Source organism: Idiomarina sp. X4 (assembly GCF_002808045.1).
GTDB lineage: Bacteria > Pseudomonadota > Gammaproteobacteria > Enterobacterales > Alteromonadaceae > Idiomarina.
Genome location: NZ_CP025000.1, coordinates 1,151,845 through 1,175,093, shown reverse-complemented (window position 1 = coordinate 1,175,093; position 23,249 = coordinate 1,151,845). Strand labels below are relative to the sequence as shown.

25 protein-coding genes are annotated in these 23,249 nt (G+C 45.2%); 3 read left to right on the top strand and 22 right to left on the bottom strand.

The window, feature by feature from the left end; translation table 11 throughout:
* Window positions 1–10: 10 nt before the first annotated feature.
* Complete coding sequence (locus CWC33_RS05655) at window positions 11–886, bottom strand: cation diffusion facilitator family transporter (RefSeq protein ID WP_088767127.1); 876 nt, start codon at window positions 884–886, stop codon at window positions 11–13.
* A gap of 190 nt (window positions 887–1,076) precedes the next feature.
* Between CWC33_RS05655 and CWC33_RS05650 the strand changes: the two genes are divergently transcribed.
* Window positions 1,077–2,225, top strand: a complete 1,149-nt coding sequence (locus tag CWC33_RS05650; protein WP_100691143.1) for a hypothetical protein — start codon at window positions 1,077–1,079, stop codon at window positions 2,223–2,225.
* A 6-nt stretch (window positions 2,226–2,231) separates the two neighbouring features.
* Entirely contained in the window at window positions 2,232–2,630 is a 399-nt protein-coding gene (locus CWC33_RS05645) for a phosphate ABC transporter substrate-binding protein (protein ID WP_157803478.1), read from the top strand.
* 38 nt (window positions 2,631–2,668) lie between these two features.
* Here the strand turns inward: CWC33_RS05645 and CWC33_RS05640 are convergent, their stop codons facing one another.
* From CWC33_RS05640 to CWC33_RS05545, 20 genes are all read right to left on the bottom strand, one after another.
* Window positions 2,669–3,670: a GGDEF domain-containing protein gene (locus tag CWC33_RS05640; protein WP_232709854.1), complete on the bottom strand. Its 1,002-nt coding sequence runs from the start codon at window positions 3,668–3,670 to the stop codon at window positions 2,669–2,671.
* Entirely contained in the window at window positions 3,603–4,595 is a 993-nt protein-coding gene (locus tag CWC33_RS05635) for a response regulator (protein WP_100691141.1), read from the bottom strand. Before CWC33_RS05635 ends, CWC33_RS05640 begins: the two co-directional genes overlap by 68 nt.
* 42 nt (window positions 4,596–4,637) lie before the next feature.
* Entirely contained in the window at window positions 4,638–5,852 is a 1,215-nt protein-coding gene (locus CWC33_RS05630; protein ID WP_100691140.1) for a permease, read from the bottom strand.
* A gap of 124 nt (window positions 5,853–5,976) precedes the next feature.
* Window positions 5,977–6,216, bottom strand: coding sequence for a hypothetical protein (locus CWC33_RS05625; protein WP_100691139.1), 240 nt, complete (start codon window positions 6,214–6,216; stop codon window positions 5,977–5,979).
* Between the two features lie 369 nt (window positions 6,217–6,585).
* On the bottom strand, window positions 6,586–8,418 hold the full coding sequence (gene glmS / locus CWC33_RS05620; protein ID WP_100691138.1) for a glutamine--fructose-6-phosphate transaminase (isomerizing): 1,833 nt from the start codon (window positions 8,416–8,418) through the stop codon (window positions 6,586–6,588).
* 3 nt (window positions 8,419–8,421) lie between these two features.
* Complete coding sequence (gene glmU / locus CWC33_RS05615; RefSeq protein ID WP_100691137.1) at window positions 8,422–9,789, bottom strand: bifunctional UDP-N-acetylglucosamine diphosphorylase/glucosamine-1-phosphate N-acetyltransferase GlmU; 1,368 nt, start codon at window positions 9,787–9,789, stop codon at window positions 8,422–8,424.
* 102 nt (window positions 9,790–9,891) lie between these two features.
* Window positions 9,892–10,308, bottom strand: coding sequence for a F0F1 ATP synthase subunit epsilon (locus CWC33_RS05610; RefSeq protein WP_100691136.1), 417 nt, complete (start codon window positions 10,306–10,308; stop codon window positions 9,892–9,894).
* A 17-nt stretch (window positions 10,309–10,325) separates the two neighbouring features.
* Window positions 10,326–11,711, bottom strand: a complete 1,386-nt coding sequence (gene atpD, locus CWC33_RS05605; RefSeq protein WP_088767118.1) for a F0F1 ATP synthase subunit beta — start codon at window positions 11,709–11,711, stop codon at window positions 10,326–10,328.
* A gap of 42 nt (window positions 11,712–11,753) precedes the next feature.
* A complete protein-coding gene (gene atpG, locus CWC33_RS05600; protein ID WP_054488982.1) occupies window positions 11,754–12,617 on the bottom strand; it encodes a F0F1 ATP synthase subunit gamma in 864 nt (287 codons plus the stop codon).
* Between the two features lie 54 nt (window positions 12,618–12,671).
* Window positions 12,672–14,213, bottom strand: coding sequence for a F0F1 ATP synthase subunit alpha (atpA, locus tag CWC33_RS05595; protein WP_100691135.1), 1,542 nt, complete (start codon window positions 14,211–14,213; stop codon window positions 12,672–12,674).
* 14 nt (window positions 14,214–14,227) lie between these two features.
* Complete coding sequence (gene atpH / locus CWC33_RS05590) at window positions 14,228–14,761, bottom strand: F0F1 ATP synthase subunit delta (RefSeq protein WP_100691134.1); 534 nt, start codon at window positions 14,759–14,761, stop codon at window positions 14,228–14,230.
* Window positions 14,762–14,779: 18 nt separating this feature from the next.
* Window positions 14,780–15,250, bottom strand: a complete 471-nt coding sequence (atpF, locus tag CWC33_RS05585) for a F0F1 ATP synthase subunit B (RefSeq protein WP_053954489.1) — start codon at window positions 15,248–15,250, stop codon at window positions 14,780–14,782.
* Between the two features lie 37 nt (window positions 15,251–15,287).
* Window positions 15,288–15,542: a F0F1 ATP synthase subunit C gene (gene atpE / locus CWC33_RS05580; protein WP_053954488.1), complete on the bottom strand. Its 255-nt coding sequence runs from the start codon at window positions 15,540–15,542 to the stop codon at window positions 15,288–15,290.
* Between the two features lie 74 nt (window positions 15,543–15,616).
* Window positions 15,617–16,414 carry a F0F1 ATP synthase subunit A gene (gene atpB, locus CWC33_RS05575; protein WP_100691133.1) on the bottom strand — a complete coding sequence of 266 codons (798 nt, stop codon included), beginning with the start codon at window positions 16,412–16,414 and terminating at the stop codon, window positions 15,617–15,619.
* A 12-nt stretch (window positions 16,415–16,426) separates the two neighbouring features.
* Window positions 16,427–16,813, bottom strand: a complete 387-nt coding sequence (locus CWC33_RS05570) for an ATP synthase subunit I (protein ID WP_100691132.1) — start codon at window positions 16,811–16,813, stop codon at window positions 16,427–16,429.
* Between the two features lie 170 nt (window positions 16,814–16,983).
* Window positions 16,984–17,862 carry a ParB/RepB/Spo0J family partition protein gene (locus CWC33_RS05565; RefSeq protein WP_100691131.1) on the bottom strand — a complete coding sequence of 293 codons (879 nt, stop codon included), beginning with the start codon at window positions 17,860–17,862 and terminating at the stop codon, window positions 16,984–16,986.
* Window positions 17,863–17,880: 18 nt separating this feature from the next.
* Window positions 17,881–18,675 carry a ParA family protein gene (locus CWC33_RS05560; protein WP_088767112.1) on the bottom strand — a complete coding sequence of 265 codons (795 nt, stop codon included), beginning with the start codon at window positions 18,673–18,675 and terminating at the stop codon, window positions 17,881–17,883.
* 45 nt (window positions 18,676–18,720) lie between these two features.
* Window positions 18,721–19,341 carry a 16S rRNA (guanine(527)-N(7))-methyltransferase RsmG gene (gene rsmG, locus CWC33_RS05555; RefSeq protein WP_100691130.1) on the bottom strand — a complete coding sequence of 207 codons (621 nt, stop codon included), beginning with the start codon at window positions 19,339–19,341 and terminating at the stop codon, window positions 18,721–18,723.
* Between the two features lie 9 nt (window positions 19,342–19,350).
* Window positions 19,351–21,246, bottom strand: coding sequence for a tRNA uridine-5-carboxymethylaminomethyl(34) synthesis enzyme MnmG (gene mnmG, locus CWC33_RS05550; RefSeq protein WP_100691129.1), 1,896 nt, complete (start codon window positions 21,244–21,246; stop codon window positions 19,351–19,353).
* A gap of 388 nt (window positions 21,247–21,634) precedes the next feature.
* A complete protein-coding gene (locus CWC33_RS05545; RefSeq protein WP_100691128.1) occupies window positions 21,635–22,084 on the bottom strand; it encodes a flavodoxin domain-containing protein in 450 nt (149 codons plus the stop codon).
* A 55-nt stretch (window positions 22,085–22,139) separates the two neighbouring features.
* Between CWC33_RS05545 and CWC33_RS05540 the strand changes: the two genes are divergently transcribed.
* A complete protein-coding gene (locus CWC33_RS05540) occupies window positions 22,140–22,634 on the top strand; it encodes a beta-lactamase hydrolase domain-containing protein (protein ID WP_100691127.1) in 495 nt (164 codons plus the stop codon).
* A 63-nt stretch (window positions 22,635–22,697) separates the two neighbouring features.
* Here CWC33_RS05540 and gloA read toward each other — a convergent pair whose 3' ends face one another.
* Complete coding sequence (gene gloA, locus CWC33_RS05535; RefSeq protein WP_100691126.1) at window positions 22,698–23,249, bottom strand: lactoylglutathione lyase; 552 nt, start codon at window positions 23,247–23,249, stop codon at window positions 22,698–22,700.

Here is a 23,249-nt window from a genome sequence, read left to right as displayed (position 1 = left end):
TAAACCTCCGTTAATGATCACGACAGGCTTCGTCGGGATACTCCAGCTCTATGGTTGTATGAGCTAATTCAAACTCGGCCAGTTGTTCTGATATTTTTTCTTTCAGCACCGCTCTCTCCGTGCTGGTTAATTCCTTTGATACCACAATATGAGCGGTTAATACATGGCGTTCGCCATCGAGCGACCAAAAGTGCAGATGGTGGGCGTTATCGACTAAGTCCAGCACCACCAACTTTTTATGAATTTGCTGATAGACTTCCGGGTCAGGGGAAGCTTGAACAAATAATTTAATCGTTGCGCCAAGGTGACGTATCACATTCACAAGAATAAATAGCGTAAAAGCAATAGAAAGCAGAGGGTCAAGAATAGGCCAGTCGACAAACAGTAAAACAACAGAAACGATCAGTACGGCAACCCAGCCCAGAACGTCTTCCAGCAAATGCCAATTCAATACTCGTTCATTCAGTGACTGACCTTTAGAGAGTTTAAATGCCGCGTAACCATTCACAATAACGCCAAACACGGCCAGTAATGCCATTCCCTCCGCCATTGGCATAACCGGATTCCACAGCCTCGGGATAGCTTCAAATAGAATCCAAATGGAACCTGCTGTAAGAATAACAGCATTAATAAAGGCACCGACTAACGAGAGGCGCCGGTAACCATAAGTGAAGGTGTTGGTCGCGTCTTTTTTGCTGAATTTATCAAGCAACCAAGCCATACCAATGGATATGCTGTCGCCCAAATCGTGTACCGCATCTGCGAGTATTGCCGTACTGTTTGTCAGTATTCCACCGATAAACTCAATAACGGTAAAACACAGATTCAAGAAAAACGCCCAGCCAATGCGCTCAGACGCTGTGTCATGATGATGGTGGTGGTGCATATTATCCCTAATGTTAATAAAGGTTTGTTTTAACGACTGAAAAGCCGTTTAAAAAACGTAATTCTTGTTAATGTAACACTCATTTATAACGCAAATGAAGTATTGCTTACACACGTCGAACAGTCCAAAATTTCGCCAACTTTAGATATCGCTAAATTATAGTGTTGTAACCTTCCTTTAGGAGTTTTTCATGAAGTACTCTTTATTAGCTTCTATCAGTGCAACCGCACTGGTTATGAGCTCTTCTGCGCTTGCCCAGGATCAAATTGAATGGAGTGGCTTTGGCAGTATAGCCGCTGGCATGACAACCGGCAGCAATGACCAGCTGTTCGGCTACGATAACGATTTGGACTTTAACCCAGGCAGTCTATTTGCTCTGCAAGCAAAAGCTAACTTGTCTGACAAACTCAGTGTCACCACGCAAATTATGTCGCGCGGCTCTGAAGACTTTGACCTTGGCGTTGAGTGGGCATACCTACAGTATCAGCTGACTGACTCCGCCAGCGTGAACGTCGGTAAACTGCGCTTACCTTTTTATATGTATTCGGACTATCTGGATGTCGGTTACAGCTACCATTGGCTGCGCACCCCTCAGAGCGTTTATCGCGTGCCTTTCGATAACTACACCGGCGTTAGCTTTCAGCATAATGCGTTCGTTGGTGACTTCACTTTTAACACGCAAGTTGTTGCCGGCAATATGCAGGACGACATTAGTGTAATTGGGGGTGAAACGGCCGAAGCGGAATTGAACAACCTTATCGGCTTTAATACCAGTGCTATGTACAGCAACCTGACGATGCGAGTCGCGTACTACCAAACCAATGACGCAAATATTCAGTTACGCGGTATTGACGGTGATGTAGACGCATTACTTACGCTATTAGAACAAGTTGGAGCTGATCAAATCATCGCTGAACTTGATGCGTCGGAAGACAAAGGCACCTTCGCTGGTGTCGGCGTTATGTACGACAATTTCGATTGGTTTGTTGGCGCTGAATATACGGAATTAGAGTTAGAAAATAGCTACGTTCCAAAACAGCGTTCAGCTTACATTACCGCCGGAAAACGTTTCGACTCCTGGGCACTGCATGCGACTTACGGCAAAACTGACGACAAAGTCATGAACCCTGAGCGCTTTGCTGTACCCGACCCGCAATTACAAGCCGTCGTGAATCAAGCAGCCAATATCGTGGTTACCGAAACGGCTTACAGCTCTATCGGCGTTAACTTCAACATTGCGCCAAGTGCGGTTTTGAAATTTGACGTTACTCACGCTGACAACAAGTTAACCGACGAATCTGATGTTTTGGCATCAGCTGCCGTTCAATTTGTATTTTAAGGAAGTATGATGAAAAAGTTAGCCGTATTTCTCATCGTGTTGTTCGCCGGTATGCTGAGCTTCTCAGCGTCGGCAAACAACGGCGTTGTCGTGTCTCAGACTGAGATTAACGAAGAGTCCATCGCCCGAATTTATTTGGGGCAGTCGCGTGTTTTAACCGGCGTTAACCTGCCTGAAGACTCAGCCACTCGTACCGCTTTTGAAGAAGCGTTAGTAGGCCAAACCGGCAACCAATTAAAGCGTCACTGGGCTAAGTTAAAGTTTACTGGCCGGGCGACACCACTTGAAACGTTAAACAACGACGATGCGGTCATTGAGTTTTTGAAGAGCAACCCGCAAGGTATTGGGTATGTCTCAGACAAAAGCAAAGTATCCGGCGATTTGAAAGTTATCGCGACGTTCTAAGCCATGACACGAAAACCTCCGGTTATTTACCGGAGGTTTTACGTTGAAACCTGGTTTCGGCCATTCTCTTTAGATTCATACAAGGCTGCATCCGCTTTTTCCAGCCAATTATCCGCGATTGAAAATTGATCAGAAAACTCAGCAACGCCTGCACTTACGGTTAATTTTAGCTGCTCATCATTGTATTCTTTGCCTAAAGGCATAGGCGTTTCTTCTATCCGCTTTCTTAACCGCTCGGCAACTAGCACACCGTCTTTTAACGACGTTTTAGGTAAGAGAATGACAAACTCTTCTCCGCCGTAGCGGCCACAAACATCCGTTTCTCGCTGACTTTCTAAAATGATATCTGCAATCAGTTGAATAGCCCGATCACCTATTTGATGCCCATACGTGTCGTTAACCTGCTTAAAGTGGTCAATATCCATCATGATGACAGATGCGGTGTCTTCGTAGCGTTTACAACGAAGAAATTCCTGCTCAAAAAGCGTTTGCCAATGTCCGCGATTAACGAGTTGGGTTAAGGCATCCGTCTGGCTGATGGCTTTTAACTTTAATAAGTTAGTCGCTTCCTCACTGACATCATAAACCAGCGCACAAATATGATGGATTTGTTTGTCAGTAGAGAATAATGGAAATAACGTCACGTTCTGAAACATTAATTCAGACTCTGCTGTAAACGGCCGGGTATTTTCAAAGTTCAGAATGTGAGGCTCTTGCTGCCAGTTACAGTGGGCCTGAATCCCCAACTTTAAAACGGATTCGGTTTTGTATTGGAACCAGCTTCTAGGTAAGGTTGGCAACAGAGTGAACAAGTTTTCATCTCTAGCCGCAACACTACTGATACCACTGTGGTTTTCCATAAAACCGTTCCACACTTTAACCTCGTAATTGCGGTCAAAAACTACCAGTCCAACTTCAATATTCTGAAGAATTTGTAAAACCCAATGCAGGTTAGTAATGTCTAACTCATCTTTATTCATCGATAAAGTACCCGGCTCGTTCTTCAAGTGCTGCAATTGAAGCTTCAGTAAAAATAACATAGAGATCGCAATTCAAATGATAGTCAGGGATCTCATAGTCGATGGTAATGACTAAAACTTCTTTGTCTTTCACATCTTCTTTGAACACATTATTGACGGTTTCGCTCATTCCCAGAAAGGCTGGCTGACTGATGTTTAATTCTAAATCCAGTTGTGAGGAGAACCGCTTTAAAAAAGCGGCTATCAGCGTTGAGGCAACATCTAGCAATACACTTCGGCTGTCATCCTTAAATTCATAACCGTGATAGTCCGACAACTTAGACGGTAAGTCGTTTAGGGTTCGGTTATCAACGCAAAGAATGGCTTCTCCGGCTATTGCGTTACCAACAAAACCCTCAGACACCATGTTTACACGTACATTGTCATCGTGAAGTTCATGGATCAGCGCATTGTAAGGGCGCTTGGCCACCTCTGGGACAGGTAGTTGAATAAAGGAACTCAACATATCACCAAGCAGTTTTGCCGCATCGCCAAGCGCTATATTGCTGACCTCCTTTAAAATATCGGTAGGCTCAATAGGCTCAGTTTTTGCTTTCCGGCGCTGGTGGTTACCAGACAATAACTCTCTTATAAGACCATAGCGCTCGAGTACATCATGCAATTCTTCAGAAACAATAGGTTTCTTTATAAAACCCAAAGCACCGAGTTTTTCTACCCGGCGTTGTGACTCTTCCTGAATATCACCGGAGATGACTATTGTCAGGCAGTCTAACTGCTGTTCCCTAATATTTTTTAAAACCTCAAAACCATCCATTACTGGCATGGTTAAGTCAAGGAACAGCAGCTCTACAAGACCTTGTTTTATAAGTTCTAATGCTTCTTGCCCATTTTCAGCGAAGCTCACCTCAATGTCCCAGTCCTTAGGCAAGGCAAGCTCAATGCTTTTTCGGGCGACTTTAGAGTCATCACATATTAGAACTTTCATAGACTAAACATGGCATAACCAAGCTTTATCGTTAAGTTCTTTTTACAGAATATAGGCAATTAGCCCACCCATTAACCAAAGGACGCTCACGACGCATAAAGTGTTCATAACTTTTTCGCCAACAGACGACGACCCGCCGTGATCATGGTGGTGATGATGCTCATGCTCTTTTTGTTTCTTACGCCAAAGTACAATCATAACCACACTGAGCAACAAGAAGACAATGTTGAGGACAAAACCATAGTTCAGTTTGAAATGCTTTTGTTCAGCCGGTGATGACCATTGAGAGGCGTCGGGTAGTGCGTCAAAAGCTAACAGGCCATAATGCATAGACAGCGACGCCGCGACCAGACAAACGAACAACATTAAAGCGATGTACAAGGCCATTTTCCAGCCGTAATAGCGCGCATTAATCTTTAATACCGGCAAGACAATTAAATCAGAGAAAATGAATGCCATAACACCCGCAAAAGCGACACCTTCACCAAAAAGCACCGCCGCCAATGGGATGTTCCCCATGGAACCTATGAATGTGAAAAATGCAGCGATAGGACCAACAACCGCTTGCTGTAATAATGACCAGAAGCCAGGCTCACCCTGAGTACCCACTCCAATAAACAGCCACTCGAAGAAAGCACTGGGCACGAAGGCCGAGATCACACCGGCGACAGTAAAGCCAATAAGGACATCCTGCCAGACCATCTGCCATTCCATCACGTACTTCTGACCAACTTTTTGCCACGTATCGACACTGAGCAAATCGGAAAGCGTGCTTTCATGATGATGTTCGTCGTCTTCATCTTCCTCTTTACGGGCACTTTTAATGAGGTTTTGAGGGTTGGTTAGGGTGATGAATAACCAGACGAAGAGAATAAGCAACAATCCGCCGACATACTCACCAACGACAAATTGCCAGCCTAGAAATATTGAAATAACAAAACCCAGTTCAATAACCAGGTTTGTAGAGGCCAGCATGAAAGCCATAGAGGCGCTAAACGCTGCGCCTTTGTTAAATAAAGCCCGGGTCGTTGAAAGAGCGGCGAAACTGCAAGAGCTGGAGATAAAACCAAAAAAGGTACCCAGCGACACTGACTTAAGGTCATTGCCGCCCATTGCCTTGCGCATTCGCCGCTTAGTAATAAGCACTTGAATTAAGCTACTGATCAAATAACCTAATACAAACGCCCATAACGCCATCCAGAAAAAACCGAGGCTGGTATACGCCGATTCGCCCCATAGCGATATGAAATTATCCATAATGGCTCCTTATCGTTACGCTCTTCTATTATAGCTACGTATTTTTTAAGAGTTTGATCGCTTTTCGGGTATTTACTGTGAGAAGAGACGGCAACCAACAAAGCACGTTATGACAATTATCCAACTAAGCTCTTTCTTTATTTTCCCTAGCTTTTAACCAATAAAGAAAAACATCCACCGCTCCACTGAGAGAGGAAAACAAAAAGATAAATTTAGTTGCCTGCCATGAAACTAGACTAAAATGTTGCACAGTCAACTCTTCGTTTAGTCCAAGTTTAATAGCGAAAATAGTGAATATAATAGCAGCACTTATGACTAACCAGCGCAGAAAGCCCTTTAGAAAAATTTTTGCTGGAAACCACATATAAGTAACCTACCGTAAGTAATTATTAATCAATAGAAATCATCTCAGTTACCACAAACTTGTCAGCTAAGTTCACTAAAAAGTCCAATAACATGACTATCTCGGCAACATTGTTGGTGAGGTGAGAGTATATTTGCCTAGATCGACCGAGAGATGTAACTTCATCGCTCCATGTCCTTCCTTATATTCTTTTCGCAATCTGCACCTTGCTCAGCGAGTATTTTTTATTTTGCCATTTCATCAACTCGATATGCTTTATTTCAGCATAACCGAGTTTCTATCTTTATCAAGATAAGCTAACTTTGGTTCTTTATTACTAGGTAATAAACTTTATTACTACGCCACAAAAAAGGGCCTTTCGGCCCTTCCTTATTCCACAGTAACTGACTTAGCCAAATTTCTGGGCTGGTCTACATCCGTACCTTTTATCAAAGCTACATAGTAAGACAGCAGCTGCAACGGAACGGTGTAAACAATAGGCGCTATCACTTCGTCACAGTGACAAACGTTCAACACGTTCATTGTATCATCACTCTTGAAATGGGCGTTTTTATCAGCAAAAACGTACATCAACCCGCCACGGGCTCGTACTTCTTCCACGTTCGACTTCAGCTTTTCCAGTAAGTCGTTGTTCGGTGCCACGACAATAACCGGCATTTCTTCATCAATCAGTGCCAGTGGGCCGTGCTTTAACTCACCAGCAGCATAGGCTTCTGCATGAATGTAAGAAATTTCTTTCAGTTTTAAAGCGCCTTCCATAGCAATAGGGTATTGGTTACCACGTCCAAGGAACAGGCTGTGGTCTTTGTTAGCAAAATCCTGAGCCAGCTCTTCAATTTCATCGGCTAATGCCACCGCTTCTTCCAGCTTGGTTGGTAAGGCTTGCAGTGCATGAACAACGGCCTCTTGCTGCTGCTCTGGCATACCGCGGTATTTACCAATGCCTAAGGTCAGCATTAATAGACCGGTAAGCTGTGTTGTGAAAGCTTTGGTCGACGCCACGCCAATTTCCGCGCCAGCGCGAGTTAAAAAGGCCAGATCCGACTCGCGCACCATAGACGACGAGCCCACATTACAAATGGTCAGGCTGCCTTTATAACCCAATTCTTTTGACAAGCGCAGTGCCGCCAACGTATCCGCCGTTTCACCACTTTGGGAAATAGTGACTAATAAGCTGTTCGGATGAACATAGGACTTGCGATAACGGAACTCTGAGGCAATTTCGATATTGCATGACACATTGGCCATAGATTCCAGCCAGTAGCGGGCAACCATACCGGCATGATAACTGGTGCCACAGGCGACAATTTGGACATGCTCAATATCCTTCAGAATTTCCGCTGCGTTCTCACCAAAGGCGTTATCCAACACGGTAGTTTCCGACAAACGACCTTCCAGTGTATTACGAACCGCTATTGGCTGTTCATAAATTTCTTTCAACATGAAATGACGGTACTGACCTTTACCGCCAGCGTCATAGCTGACATCAGACTCGACCACCTCACGTTCTACTGAATGACCTTCAGTGTCATAAATGGCAATATCTGTGCGGTTAATATCGGCGACATCACCTTCTTCCAGATAAATAAACTGGCGGGTAACCGGTAACAGTGCCAACTGATCAGAGGCGACAAAGTTCTCGCCAATTCCAACACCGATAACCAATGGGCTGCCAGAGCGAGCAACGACCAGACGTTCAGGATGCTTAGTATCCATAACAACGGTGCCATAAGCGCCTTCCAACTGACGAACAGCAGATTGAACAGCTTCTAACAAATCGCCCTTGGTTTTGCGCTCATGATGAATTAAGTGAGCGATGACTTCGGTGTCTGTTTGTGAATTAAACACATAGCCTTCGGCTTTTAACTCTTCGCGTAGACGTTCATGGTTTTCAATAATGCCGTTATGCACAACCGCAATCTCATCTTCAGAGCGGTGAGGGTGAGCATTCGCTTCGGTCACACCACCGTGTGTCGCCCATCGAGTGTGCGCAATGCCGATAGTCCCGTCTAACGGGTTCTGATCTATCGCGTCTTTCAATTCCTGTACTTTACCGGTTCGTCTGACGCTTTTTAATTCGTTGTTAGCATCAATAACAGCAACGCCTGCCGAGTCATACCCTCTGTATTCAAGACGTTTTAAACCTTCCAACAAAATACCGGCAACACGGCGTTCTGATGTTGCACCTACTATACCGCACATAACTTAACTTCCTTTTTTCTGAGGGCGTTGCCAGCCACTGATATTACGCTGTTTACCACGCGCTACCGCAAGTTCTTCGTCAGCCACTTCCCGGGTCACTACCGAGCCGGCTCCAACGGTTGCATTGTTACCTATTTTTACTGGTGCAACCAACGAGCTGTTAGAGCCAATAAATGCACCATTACCAATTTCGGTCAGGAACTTATTCACGCCGTCGTAGTTACAGGTAATGGTTCCCGCACCAATGTTCGCGTAATCACCAACCTGAGCGTCGCCCAAATAGGTTAAGTGACTTGCTTTCGAGCCTTTACCTAAGCGGCTTTTCTTCATTTCAACAAAGTTTCCGACCTGTGCTTCATCAGCAAGTTCCGCACCGGGGCGCAAGCGAGCAAATGGACCCACTTTGCAATTTCGCGCTACTGTCGCACCCTCAATGTGTGAATTCGCACGAATCACCGTGTTGTCGCCGATTTTTGCGTCTTTAATGACACAGTTAGGCTCAATAGTGACGTTATTACCAATAGTGACATCACCTTCAATAACCACGTTAATATCGAAAGTGACATCGTTGCCTACGGTTAACTTACCGCGACAATCGAAACGGGCAGGATCAATTAAAGTGACGCCCTGAGTCATTAATTCGTCGGCTTTGCGGCGCTGAAAAGCTCGTTCTAGCTGCGCTAATTGCTGGCGATTATTAGCACCTTCCACCTCATAGGTTGCGTCGGGTTGTGCGGTGGCAATTGTCACGCCCTGTTCGGCGGCCATCGCCACAATATCCGTCAAATAATACTCTTTCTGGGCATTGTCGTTACTTAAGCTCTCTAGCCACGCTTTAAGTTTAGCGCCATCGGCAATCATAATGCCGGTGTTCACTTCCTGAATAGCGAGTTGCTCGGCATTTGCGTCTTTTTGTTCGACAATGCCGGTCACTTGTTTATCTGAATTTCTGACGATACGACCGTAACCGTTAGGGTCGTCGAGAGTCATGGTTAGAAGACCCAACTCTGTCGTCTGGGTGGCAGTTAAAAGTTTAATTAAGGTCGACTCGGTTAATAGCGGCACATCACCGTACAAAATAACGACTTTTTCATCGTCTTTTAAGTAAGGAATAACTTGTTGAACCGCATGTCCGGTACCGAGTTGTTCGCGTTGCTCTACCCAGGTTAAATCGTCGCCCTGAATACTTTGCTGTAAGTGCTCGCCGCCATGGCCGTATATCAGGTTTATTGCCTCAGGCTTTAACGAGCGCGCCGTATCAATCACGTGCTCAACCATTGGTTTATTCGCCACCTTATGCAGCACTTTGGGTAAGTCCGAGCGCATTCTGGTTCCTTTACCAGCCGCCAGAATCACAACGCGTAACTTCATAATTATCGAGTCCTTAATAAAACATTCATAATCGGCATTGTAACGACAAAAAAGGCCTTGTTGTACTCACAACAAGGCCTTTTACAGGTTATATACAAACTTTTAGCGCTTAAGCTTACGAATAACCTCAAGCTGAGCCAACGCACGTGATAATTCGGCAATAGCTTCCGCATAAGTGACATCAGCACCCGAGTCAGCAATAGCTTCTTCAGCACGTTTTTTCGCAGCTTCTGCGGCTTGCTCATCTAGGTCATCGCCACGTACTGCAACATCAGCAAGTACAATGACATGACCCGGCTGAACTTCTAAAACACCGCCGGCGACATACATAAGCTCTTCATCACCCGCTTCACTGACATAACGCACCATACCTGGCTTAATTTTTGTCAGTAGAGGTGCGTGACCTGGGTAAATACCCAGCTCACCTTCGCTACCAGAAACCTGAACCGTTTGTACTACGCCTGAGAACAGTTTCTCTTCAGCGCTAACAACGTCCAGATTTAATGTTTGTGTTGCCATTCAAACCTCCCGGTTGGTTACAGGTTTTTGGCTTTTTCTACCGCTTCTTCGATGGTACCAACCATGTAGAAGGCCTGCTCTGGCATATCGTCGTATTCGCCATCTAAAATGCCTTTAAAGCCGGCAATAGTGTCTTTCAACGATACGTATTTACCTGGCGCACCAGTAAATACTTCGGCTACGAAGAAAGGCTGCGACAAGAAGCGCTGAATTTTACGAGCACGAGATACAGACAGTTTGTCTTCTTCAGACAACTCGTCCATGCCCAGAATCGCAATGATGTCTTTCAGCTCTTTATAACGCTGCAGTACTTCCTGAACACCCATTGCTGTGTCGTAGTGCTCATCACCGATAACCTGTGGGTCTAATTGACGTGACGTTGAATCCAATGGGTCAACCGCAGGGTAGATACCCAATGACGCGATGTCTCGGTTCAATACAACAGTCGCATCCAAGTGAGCGAAGGTTGTTGCAGGTGATGGATCCGTTAAGTCATCCGCAGGTACGTAAACGGCCTGAACAGACGTGATTGAGCCTGTCTTAGTCGAAGTGATACGTTCCTGAAGAACACCCATTTCTTCGGCCAGGGTAGGCTGATAACCAACCGCTGAAGGCATACGACCTAACAGTGCTGATACCTCAGTACCGGCCAGAGTGTAACGGTAGATGTTATCAACGAAGAAAAGTACATCGCGACCTTCGTCACGGAATTTCTCAGCGATAGTCAAACCGGTTAAAGCAACACGTAAACGGTTGCCCGGTGGCTCGTTCATCTGACCATAAACCAGTGATACTTTATCCAGAACGTTTGAATCGTTCATCTCGTGATAGAAGTCATTACCTTCACGAGTACGCTCACCAACACCAGCGAATACTGAGTAACCGCTGTGCTCGATTGCGATGTTACGAATAAGCTCCATCATGTTAACGGTTTTACCAACACCAGCACCACCGAACAGACCGACTTTACCACCTTTAGCAAACGGGCAAATCAAGTCGATGACTTTGATACCAGTTTCTAACAGTTCGTTAGTGTTTGACTGTTCTTCGTAGCTTGGTGCTGCACGGTGAATCGACATTTTCTCGTCTTCACCGATAGGACCCGCTTCATCAATTGGGTTACCCAATACATCCATAATACGGCCCAGGGTCTTCTTACCCACTGGAACCATGATTGACTCACCGGTATTTTTAGCGGTGATACCACGACGCAGACCGTCAGTTGTACCCATTGCGATGGCACGTACGATTCCGCCGCCCAGCTGTTGCTGAACTTCAAGAACCAAACCTTCTAAACCACCTTCGGTCACTTTCAGTGCGTCGTATACTTTTGGTACAGCGTCTTGTGGAAATTCTAAATCCACAACGGCGCCGATAATTTGTACGACCTTACCTTGACTCATGACGTTTCCTCTAACTCTTCAATTCTGTTAACCGTTGCCGCGTTATACCGCTTCGGCGCCGGACACTATTTCCGAAATTTCTTGCGTAATTGCTGCCTGACGCGCCTTGTTATACTGCAATTGCAGCTGGTCGATAATATCTTCGGCGTTGTCAGTCGCAGCTTTCATCGCAATCATCCGAGCGGCTTGCTCACTAGCAAAGTTATCTACGACACCCTGATACACCTGCATTTCTACAAAGCGACGGATTAGCGTATCTAGAATACTTTCTGGATTCGGCTCATACAGGTAATCCCAGCTACCTGTCTGCACTTCTTCTTCCGATCCTGCTTGCGGCAATGGCAACAATTGATGAATGGTCGGCTCCTGGGTCATCGTATTCACAAATTTGTTGAATACGACGTACAAGCGATCGATTTTACCTTCTTCAAAGGCATCCAGCATAACCTGGATAGAACCGGTGATTTCTTTCAGTTCTGGCTTATCGCCCATACCTGAAACTTGCGCTTTCAACTTACCAAAACGCTTGAAGAAACCGGTTGCTTTGCTGCCTATTGCGGCAAAATCCGCTTCAACATCTTGCTCTTTCCATTCGTTAGCGTGCTTAACGACTTTCTTGAACTCATTACCGTTCAAGCCGCCACACAAACCACGGTCGGTAGAAACAATGATGTAACCCACACGCTTAACCTGACGTTCTTCCATAAATGGATGACGATACTCAAGGTTACCGCGTGCCACATGACCAATCACCTTGCGAATGGTATCCGCATAGGGGCGACTAGCCTCCATACGTTCCTGCGCCTTTTTCATTTTCGACGCAGCGACCATTTCCATAGCACTGGTGATCTTCTGAGTATTACCGATACTCGAGATCTGAGTTTTTATCTCTTTACCGCTGGCCATGACGATTCTCCTGTTAACTCAACGACAAATGGCCGCTACTGCGGCCAGGTGCGATTACCATGATTGCGTTTGCTTGAATTTCTCAAGCGCTGCTTTCAATTGCGCATCGATGTCGTCGTTATAGTTGCCAGTTTTATCAATCTCAGCCATTAGCTCGGCGTATTCGCTCGCCATGAAAGATTGCAGCGATTCTTCAAAATCCATGATTTTGTCGATTTCTACGTCTTTCAAGAAGCCTTTTTCAACGGCATAAATTGATACAGCCATTTGAGACACGCTCATAGGCTTGTACTGTTTCTGTTTCATCAGTTCGGTTACACGCTGACCGTGCTCCAACTGTGAACGAGTCGATTCATCAAGGTCAGATGCAAACTGAGCGAACGCCGCCAATTCACGATACTGAGCCAGGGCAAGACGGATACCGCCACCCAGTTTCTTGATGATTTTCGTTTGTGCTGAACCACCAACACGAGAAACCGATACACCGGCGTTAACCGCAGGACGAATACCTGAGTTAAACAAGTCAGTTTCTAAGAAGATCTGACCATCGGTGATTGAGATAACGTTAGTCGGTACGAACGCCGATACGTCACCTGCCTGAGTTTCAATGATAGGTAAGGCAGTTAAAGAACCTGTCTGGCCTTTTACTTTACCGTCGGTGAATTTTTCTACGTAGTCAGCGTTAACACGCGCTGCACGCTCAAGTAAGCGAGAGTGAAGGTAGAAAACGTCACCAGGGAATGCTTCACGACCTGGCGGACGACGCAACAACAGTGAAATTTGACGGTATGCAACAGCCTGCTTAGACAGGTCATCGTATACAATCAGAGCGTCTTCACCGCGGTCACGGAAGTATTCACCCATAGTACAGCCAGAGTAAGCTGCCAGGTATTGCAGTGCTGCAGACTCTGAAGCAGAAGCAGCAACCACAATGGTATTTTCCAATGCACCGTGCTCTTCCAGCTTACGTACAACAGCAGAGATGGTTGAGTTTTTCTGACCGATGGCTACGTAAACACACTTAATACCAGAATTTTTCTGGTTAATGATGGCGTCAACAGCTAGGGCAGTTTTACCAGTTTGGCGGTCACCGATGATAAGTTCACGCTGACCACGGCCCACTGGAATCATCGAGTCAATTGATTTGTAGCCCGTTTGTACTGGCTGATCAACTGATTGACGTTCGATAACGCCCGGGGCGATTTTTTCAACTGGCTCATAGCCGTCAGCTTCAATAGGGCCTTTACCGTCGATAGGTTGACCCAGCGTGTTAACCACACGGCCTAACAGCTTTTCACCAACCGGAACTTCTAAGATACGACCGGTAGATTTTACTTTGGTGCCTTCCTGCAAATCTGCATAAGGGCCCATAACAACCGCACCGACCGAGTCACGTTCAAGGTTCAATGCGATAGCGTAGCGATTACCAGGAAGCTCAATCATTTCACCTTGCAGACAGTCTGCAAGTCCGTGAACACGAATGATACCGTCCTGAACAGACATGATGGTACCTTCGTTACGAGCTTCGCTGGTGACTTCGAACTTCTCAATTCGCTGTTTGATAAGTTCTGCGATTTCATTTGAATTCAATTGCATGCTCAAGTCCCCAATTAGGATTGCAGTGCGGTGGCAAGTCTATCGAGCTTGCCACGCAAGGTGCCATCGATAACGGTGTCACCTGCTTCTATGACCAGTCCACCGATGATGGACTTATCAACACTGCAGTTCAGCTTAATTTTGCGTTGCAGACGTTTTTCCAGTGCTTTGCTTAACTCAGTTTGCTGTGCTTTCAGTAACCGAGTGGCTGATTTGACATCGACAGTAACTTCTTTGTCATATTCTGCACGAAACGCCTGATAAAGCTCACTTACTGCTGGTAAAGCCGGTAAACGTTCGTTTTCCGCCATAACCTTAAGGAAGTTCTTCATGTTGTCGTCGATATCATCGCCGCAAACACCAAGAAATACTTCCGTGGTTTTTCCAACAGTCGCAGAGCTGCTCAAGAAAGACGCTATTGCTTCATCCTGTGCTACCGAAGCAGCAAAAGAGAGCATTTCGTCCCATTTATCAAGCGCTCCTTGTTCCAAAGCAAAATCAAAAGCTGCTTTAGCGTAGGGGCGAGCGACCGTAGTCAATTCTGACATAAGCTCTAAACCCCTTTATTAAAGTTCAGCGACCAGTTTTTCAACAATGTCGCTGTGAGCGTCTTTATCAATTTCACGCTCGATGATTTTCTGAGCCCCTGTTACTGCAAGAACAGCAACTTGCTTGCGCAGCTCTTCGCGAGCGCGGTTACGCTCAGCAGTGACTTCTTCGTGACCCGACGCAACGATTTTTTCACGTTCTTCGTGACCACGTTGAGTTTCTTCCTCAACGATTTTAGCGCCACGTTTTTTCGCCTGTTCAACGATTTCAGCCGCCTGCTGTTTCGCTTCTTTTAGCTGCTCAGCAATTTCTTCCTGGGCTTTTTCTAAATCTTTTTGAGCGCGTTCGCCCGCATTTAGACCGTCAGCAATTTTCTTCTGACGCTCTTCGATAGCATTGATGATCGGTGGCCACACGAACTTCATGCAGAACCACACGAACACGATGAACGCGATCGTTTGTCCAATTAGAGTTGCGTTGATATCCACAACGGACCTCCTTTATCTGGTGACCGTCGAATCGCGCTTAGCCTAACTGAGTTAAGAACGGGTTTGCGAAAGTGAATAGCAATGCAACCGCAACACCGATCATCGCGATAGCATCGATAAGACCCGCTACGATGAACATTTTAACTTGCAGCTGAGGCGCTAATTCAGGTTGACGAGCAGCAGCTTCCAGGAATTTACCACCCAGCATACCGAAGCCAAGTGCTGTACCTAGTGCAGCAAGACCGATCATGATTGATACAGCGATAGCAGTAAAAGCAACTACAGTTTCCATTGATTTCTCCAGTTTTTCAGTAGATTAAAGTTAAAAAGTAAAACAAAAACTTTTCAGTTAAAACGTATTAAAACTTAGTGTTCAGATGACGCCATGCTTAAGTAAACAATGGTTAGCATCATGAAAATAAACGCTTGCAATGTAATGACCAGAATGTGGAATACCGCCCACGCAAAGTGCGCCGGTAACTGCCAAAAACCAATCATAGCAATAAGAATGAAGATTAACTCACCCGCATAAAGGTTACCGAACAAACGCAGCGCCAGTGACGCAGGTTTTGCCAGTAAGGTAATGCTTTCAAGCACAAAGTTGACCGGAATAAGCGCCCAGTGATTGAACGGGTTCATGGTCATTTCTTTGGTAAAACCTTTGATGCCTTTGTACTTGATTGAGTAGATAATAATTAGAGCAAAAACACTCAGACTCAATGCAAAGGTGGTGTTTAAGTCTGTGGTTGGCACCACTTTGAAATAAACGTCGTGCGGATCATCCACGAAACCAAGACCATAACCAATATACATAGCTGCTGTTGGCAGCCAGTCAACCGGTACAAGGTCCATTAAGTTCATCAGGAATATCCAGACGAAAATAGTTAACGCTAAAGGTGCAATGAGTTTATCTTTGCCGTGAAAGGACTCTTTGACGCTATTATCGACGAATTCGACGATCATCTCGACAAAGCATTGCCACTTACCAGGTACCCCCGCGGAGGATTTTTTCGCCACTCTGCGGAAGCTCCACAGAAACAGCGTACCCAGTAACACGGACCAAAAGATAGTATCGACATTAACCGCCCAGAATCCTTCACCGACCGTCCAGTTTTGAAGGTGGTGTTGAATATACTGAGTCGGAGTTTGCTCTCCACTTATCATGTTGTTTCCCAGTTACGTTGATTTTAAAAACAAAATTGGTGCAATCCACTGCATGATGACGGTAATGACAAAGCCCGTTAACAACCACACAGGATTAAAATCTGTTACCAGCAACACTAATACGAGTAGCACTGCCGTTAAAATTAACTTTACGCCTTCGCCCACGAAAAAACTCTGGACGACTTTTTTATTCGCTCTTGCGCCTGCATGTCGAAACGCAATAACCGCAAATAGAGCGTTGGGTATTACCGCTGACAGTCCGCCGGATAAAACACCAAGGCCTGACTGCAAGCTAAAAATTGTGATCGTGACTAATGATGCAACCAGCAACACTGCAAATTGTGTTGCAACTATTTTTCCTGCCAGTTGTTTGCCTACCGCATTCAATGCCTGTGTCACGATGTAAAACCTTTTAACTGGCGGCTCTTGTTGCACAGCTTTTAAACAGCTGTAATGAAACTGGCGCTAGTATAAAGATCTACCCCGAAATTGCAAACAAATTTGGCTGTAGGCGTTGTTTTCTATGCCATTTAACAAAAGTTCTACACGTTTCAGTAAGATGCAGATTTTTACTTGATATGGGTCAGTATTCCGTCCAGTTCATCAAGACTTGTATAGTTGATAACCAGTTTACCTTTGCCTTTTCGACCGTGATTGATTTGCACTTTTGCACCAAGTGTTTCTGACAACTTAGTTTCCAAATGTTCAATGTTGGCGTCAGGCTCTGGTTTTTCAGGTTGTTTAGGGGGGTCAATGGTACGGCGAACAAGTTTTTCAGCGTCACGTACGGTCATATCTTTTGCGACGATTTGCTGAGCAACATCAGCTTGTTGCTCACCTTGCAAAGCTAGAAGTAATTTTGCATGGCCAAGTTCGATATCACCGCGCTCTAAAAGTACTTTAACGCCTTCCTCAAGGTTATTAAGGCGCAATAAATTCGTCACAGTGGTACGTGATTTTCCCACGGCTTGAGCCACGTCCTGATGAGTCATTTGAAATTCATCAAGCAGACGTTGTAACGCTGTGGCTTCTTCCATGGCGTTTAAGTCTTCACGCTGAATATTTTCAATGAGCGCAATTGCAACCGCAGCTTCATCCGGTACGTTTTTAACTAAACAAGGCACCATATCAAGCTTCGCCAGCTGTGCAGCACGCCAACGTCGTTCGCCCGCAATAATTTCGTATTCATCTTCACCGGTAGGGCGTACCACAATCGGCTGGATAATGCCTTGCGCTTTAACGGAAGCCGCTAAATCTTCCAGCGCTTCAGGCGACATGTCTTTACGAGGTTGGTAACGACCCGGCTTTAACTGCTCAATAGGTAACTTCTGCAGTTCACCTTTCGCTTCTTCAGAAGCTTGCTCCGAAGATTGACGCTCAGAGTTTTGCTGGTTACTCGTTAAAAGCGCATCTAAACCGCGACCCAGTCCTCGTTTTTTTGCCGACATGCTGAATAAATTCCCTTGTTAAGATTCTTCTACAACGCTGTTATTTTTGCTTTCTGCTCGTCGAATCAGCTCACCGGCCAATGACAAGTAGGCTTTCGAACCGGTTGACGATTTATCGTAGTACATTGCCGGCGCACCAAACGAAGGCGCCTCGGCTAAGCGAACGTTACGGGGTATGACTGTACGATAGACCTTATCACCAAAGTGATTTTTTAACTGTTCGGAAACGTCATTTGCCAGGCGATTGCGAGGGTCATACATGGTTCGTAGTATGCCTTCAATCTCAAGCCCCGGGTTCACAACATCAGCAAGCTGACGAATCGTTTCCATTAATGCCGTTAAACCTTCCAAGGCATAATATTCGCACTGCATTGGTACTAAAATAGAGTCAGCCGCCGCCATACCATTCACGGTCAACATATTCAGTGATGGAGGACAGTCAATAAAGATAAAATCGTAACTGTCCTGAACCGACTTCAATGCATTACGCAACCGCAGTTCTCGGGCAAACACTTCCATTAATTTTATTTCAGCAGCAGTAGCGTCTGCGTTAGCGGCAATAAGATGGTATTTTCCATTAGTGTCTGTGATAGCAACGTCTTTGACCGGTTTTTCTTCTATCAGCAGTTCGTAAATGGTGTTTTCAACGTCGTACTTATCGACGCCGCTGCCCATAGTGGCATTACCCTGTGGATCTAAATCAATAAGCAGCACTTTACGGCGAGTAGCAGCCATAGAGGCCGCTAAATTCACCGCCGTTGTTGTTTTTCCAACGCCACCTTTTTGGTTTGCAATAGCAATGGTTGTAGCCACGGGTTTGGTAACCTCTTGTTGTTGTCGTCGACTCGACGCTCGGTTTTACGACCGTTTGCTTATAATGACGATATGTCGGCTCGCGTCAATGCCCGGAACGTTAATTTGCTGAATATCATCGACTTCAAATCCCTCAGTTAATTCGTCTAATTCATCTTGAGGGTATAAACCTTTCAATGCATAAAATTTACCGTTCTTTTTCGGTAAATGCTGACACCAACTCAGCATATCATTAAGCGAGGCAAAGGCTCTACTGATAACACCATCAAACTGAGCCTCATCCTGATATTCTTCAACGCGGGCCTGAACAGCGGTGACATTATCCAATTTTAGTTCGTGACAAACTTGGCGAATAAAACGAATTCGTTTACCCAAACTGTCCAGTAATACAAATTCTTTGTCCGGTTCAGCTATAGCCAGCGGCAGCCCTGGCAAACCAGGACCCGTTCCTACATCAATGAAACGCTGCCCCTGTAAATAAGGTCGTACGGTTACACTGTCCATAATATGCCGAGTGAGCATATCGTTCGGATTACGCACACTGGTCAAGTTGTACGCTTTGTTCCACTTGTCTAATAAACCAACAAGCGCGATTTGTTGTTGAACTTGTTGGTCTGTCAGGGTTATGTCAGCTTTCTCTAAATACTGCTTTAACTGATCTTCCACACTCAATCCTTAAGCACTTTTGCGCAATAACCCTTGTTTTTTCAGATGCACCAGTAACATAGAAATCGCCGCCGGAGTAATTCCGGAAATACGTGCTGCTTTGCCCACGGTTTCTGGCTGGTGATCATTCAACTTGGCAATCACCTCATTCGATAAGCCTTTAATTTTAGCGTAATCAAACGGCGACGGCAGTAATGTATTTTCATGACGTTGTTGTTTTGCAATTTCGTCCTGCTGACGCGAAATATAACCCGCGTATTTGATTTGAATTTCAACCTGCTCTGCAGCAGCAGGGTCAGCCAGCCCTGGCGAGAAAAATTCTGTTTTAGCCAAATCTTTGTAATGAATTTCCGGGCGACGTAATAACTCTTCACCATTGACTTCTTTGGTGACCGGGCTTTTCACCAACGCATTGATTTGATCAACGGCTGAGTGATCTTTATGAACCCAGGTCGCTTTCAAACGCTGTTTTTCCTGCTCAACAGCGTCCATTTTTTCATTAAATGCTGCCCAACGTTCGTCATCGACCAAGCCAAGATTACGACCAATCTCGGTTAAGCGGATATCGGCATTATCTTCACGCAATAACAATCGGTATTCCGCCCGAGAGGTGAACATTCGATAGGGTTCTTGAGTTCCCAGAGTCGATAAGTCATCGATCAATACGCCCATGTAGGCTTGATCGCGACGTGGTGACCAGGATTCTTTACCCTGTGCCTGTAATGCTGCATTTAAGCCCGCTATAAGTCCCTGTGCTCCGGCTTCTTCATAGCCTGTTGTACCGTTAATTTGTCCGGCAAAGAACAAACCATTAATGACTTTGGTTTCCAACGACTGTTTCAGATCTCTTGGATCAAAATAATCATACTCAATGGCGTAACCCGGACGCGTAATATGCGCGTTCTCGAAACCTTTAATTGAGCGCACCAATTGCTGTTGTACGTCAAATGGCAAGCTGGTTGAAATACCATTGGGGTATACTTCAAAGGTATTTAGTCCTTCAGGTTCAACAAAGATCTGATGCGACCCCTTATCAGAAAATCGCATAATTTTGTCTTCTATTGATGGACAATACCGTGGTCCTACGCCTTCAATAACGCCCGAGTACATGGGTGAACGATCCAAGCCTGAACGAATAATATCGTGCGTATTTTCATTGGTATGAGTGATGTAGCACGGAATTTGCTCAGGATGATCGGCCTGCGACCCCATGTAAGAAAATACTGGCGTTGGGTTATCACCCGGTTGTTCCTGCATCACTGAAAAATCAATGCTATGGCTGGCAATACGTGGCGGTGTGCCGGTTTTCAGTCGTTCTACTCGCAAAGGCAGTGAACGCAAGCGTTTCGCTAGTGCATTCGCAGGAGGATCACCTGCACGACCACCTTGGTAATTATCCAAACCAATATGAATTTGGCCACCCAGGAACGTACCTACCGTTAATACAACGGTTTTAGCTGTAAATTTAAGCCCCATTTGGGTAACAACACCGGTGACTCGATCGTTTTCTACGATCAAATCATCACACCCTTGCTGGAAAATCGATAAATTGGGCTGCGTTTCTAACGCATAACGTATGGCTTGTTTATAAAGCTGTCTGTCTGCTTGAGCACGTGTTGCACGTACAGCAGGGCCTTTTGACGAATTCAGTGTTCTGAATTGAATACCTGCTTTGTCAGCTGCTTTAGCCATTATGCCGCCTAAAGCATCAATCTCTTTAACTAAATGACCTTTGCCTATGCCTCCAATAGCAGGGTTACAGGACATTTGTCCTAAGGTATCAATATTGTGCGTAAGCAATAGGGTATTAACACCTGAACGAGCGGCTGCAAGTGCAGCTTCTGTTCCGGCGTGTCCTCCACCGACAACAATAACATCAAAGTGTTGTTGGCTCTGTTGTGACATTTAAATGACCTTTCGTTAAAGAGAAGAAAATAGCCGAGTATTTTAACGTGCTTTGACTCAGATCGAAACGGTTAAATTTCGTTCACTGGGTTTGATCTAAAAAAAGATCAATAAAGGATCTTATTTAGATCTTTTATTATTATTACTACTAGTCAGCGTTTTTCTGTGAATAGATCGCTGAACGCTTTTATTATCATAGCTTATAGCGTGATCATAAAGTGTAGATAACCGAATAATAACCCGGATCATAGATCGTGGATAACTAGGGTAGTTATACACAGATCGAATTGTCCCCACAGTTATACCCATTCCGTAGACAGTGCTCAGGTGATCTTATTCCTATCTTAATCACAGCTGAATAAAGCTGTGTAAAAGCCTGTGGGTATGATCACAGAGCCTTTAATGCATCAGCCATTGACGGGATCCACTGCGACGCTTTTTGTTCTGGATCGTCCTGAAGCATGTCGATTTCCAATCGCTCTAACATTCGTGTCCCCCCAAGTTCCTGCAAACGTTCGTCACAATGACGACCTGCCTGACAAAAAGTGTCATAAGACGATTCACCAATAGCAATAACGGCGTAATTAAGATCGCTTAAGTCCGGCGTTTGCGGAGCGGTTATTTCATCGTAAAAATCGAGCATTGAATCAGCGTAGTCACCAGCGCCATGACTTGATAGAAGTACTAACCAGGGTTCTGAGGTTGGTAAGGCTTCTAATTCCGGTTCGTAATGAAGCTCGGTTTCGAACCCTTTTTCTGTGAGTTCATCGCTTATGGTGTCCGCTAAAAATTCGGTATTACCGGAGGTTGTGCCTACCAATATGTGTAAAACAGCCATATTTCGAGTTACCTTTGCTATATTAGAAAAATACGAATCATACAGGAGAACAATTATGGTAAAAGGTTTTGCTACAGTATTAGTACTTGTCAGCACCGTTTTAGTTTCAATGAATGCTTATGCGGGTATTGAATCGCCTAAACAAGTGTCAGATCACCTTTGGGTGATGGGTACGCCGTCAGATCAGCAATTGTCTGAATTTTCTCAAAATGGCGGTGAAGTGGTTATTAATTTGCTGTCTCAAAGAGAAATGAAAGACAGTAATGAAGCGGCTGTTGTGACTAAAAACGGGATGGCGTATTACCATGTTCCGGTCAACGGTGCTGACGGTGTGACGCTGGCAAATGCTCGTATGGTTGACCGTATATTGCTGAAAAACAGTGACAAGAACGTATTGGTTCATTGTGCATCAAGCAACCGGGTCGGTGCACTGATGGCATTACGTGCAGGTTGGTTAGACGGGATGTCTGTTGATGATGCAATTGCGATTGGTAAAGCGCATGGCATGACGTCTTTAGAAGCTAAAGTGAAAGGTATGTTATCTGAATAGGTGACGAATGTATTAAAAGAGCCAGTTCAAAAACGTGAGAGCGTTCTGAACTGGCTTTTTATATTAAAGATGTTCTTTGAGTAATTCAGGCTGACGCTTTGGTGTAAAAATTTCAATCCAGTAACCATCAGGATCTTTAATAAAGGCGATACCTTTCATATTACCGTCATTTGGACGCTTCTGAAATTCCACACCCATTTCTTCAAAACGTTCACAGGCGGCGTCAATATCTGGTACGGCGAAGCCAATATGGCCAAAACCTTTAGGCTCTTCGTTACCGCTGTGGTAAGAGACAGAATCGTCGTTTTCATCGCCCCAGTTGTGAGTCAATTCCAACATGGCCGGGCGACCAAAGGTTTGCTCAATGCGCTTATCGTGGTCTGTTGACCAGTCACTGCGTTCCTCCGGCGACATAGACGCCATGAAATACAGCGTAAACTTCATTTCCGGGAAGTCCAGGCGTTTTACTAATGTCATGCCCAGTACATCGCTGTAGAATTTTAACGTGCGCTCCGGGTCTTTAATCCGAAACATGGTTTGGTTGAACACAAAATCATGTGTCGCCGGGTCATGGTTTTCAGATAAACCTTTTGCTTCATCGAAATGTCTGCTCAT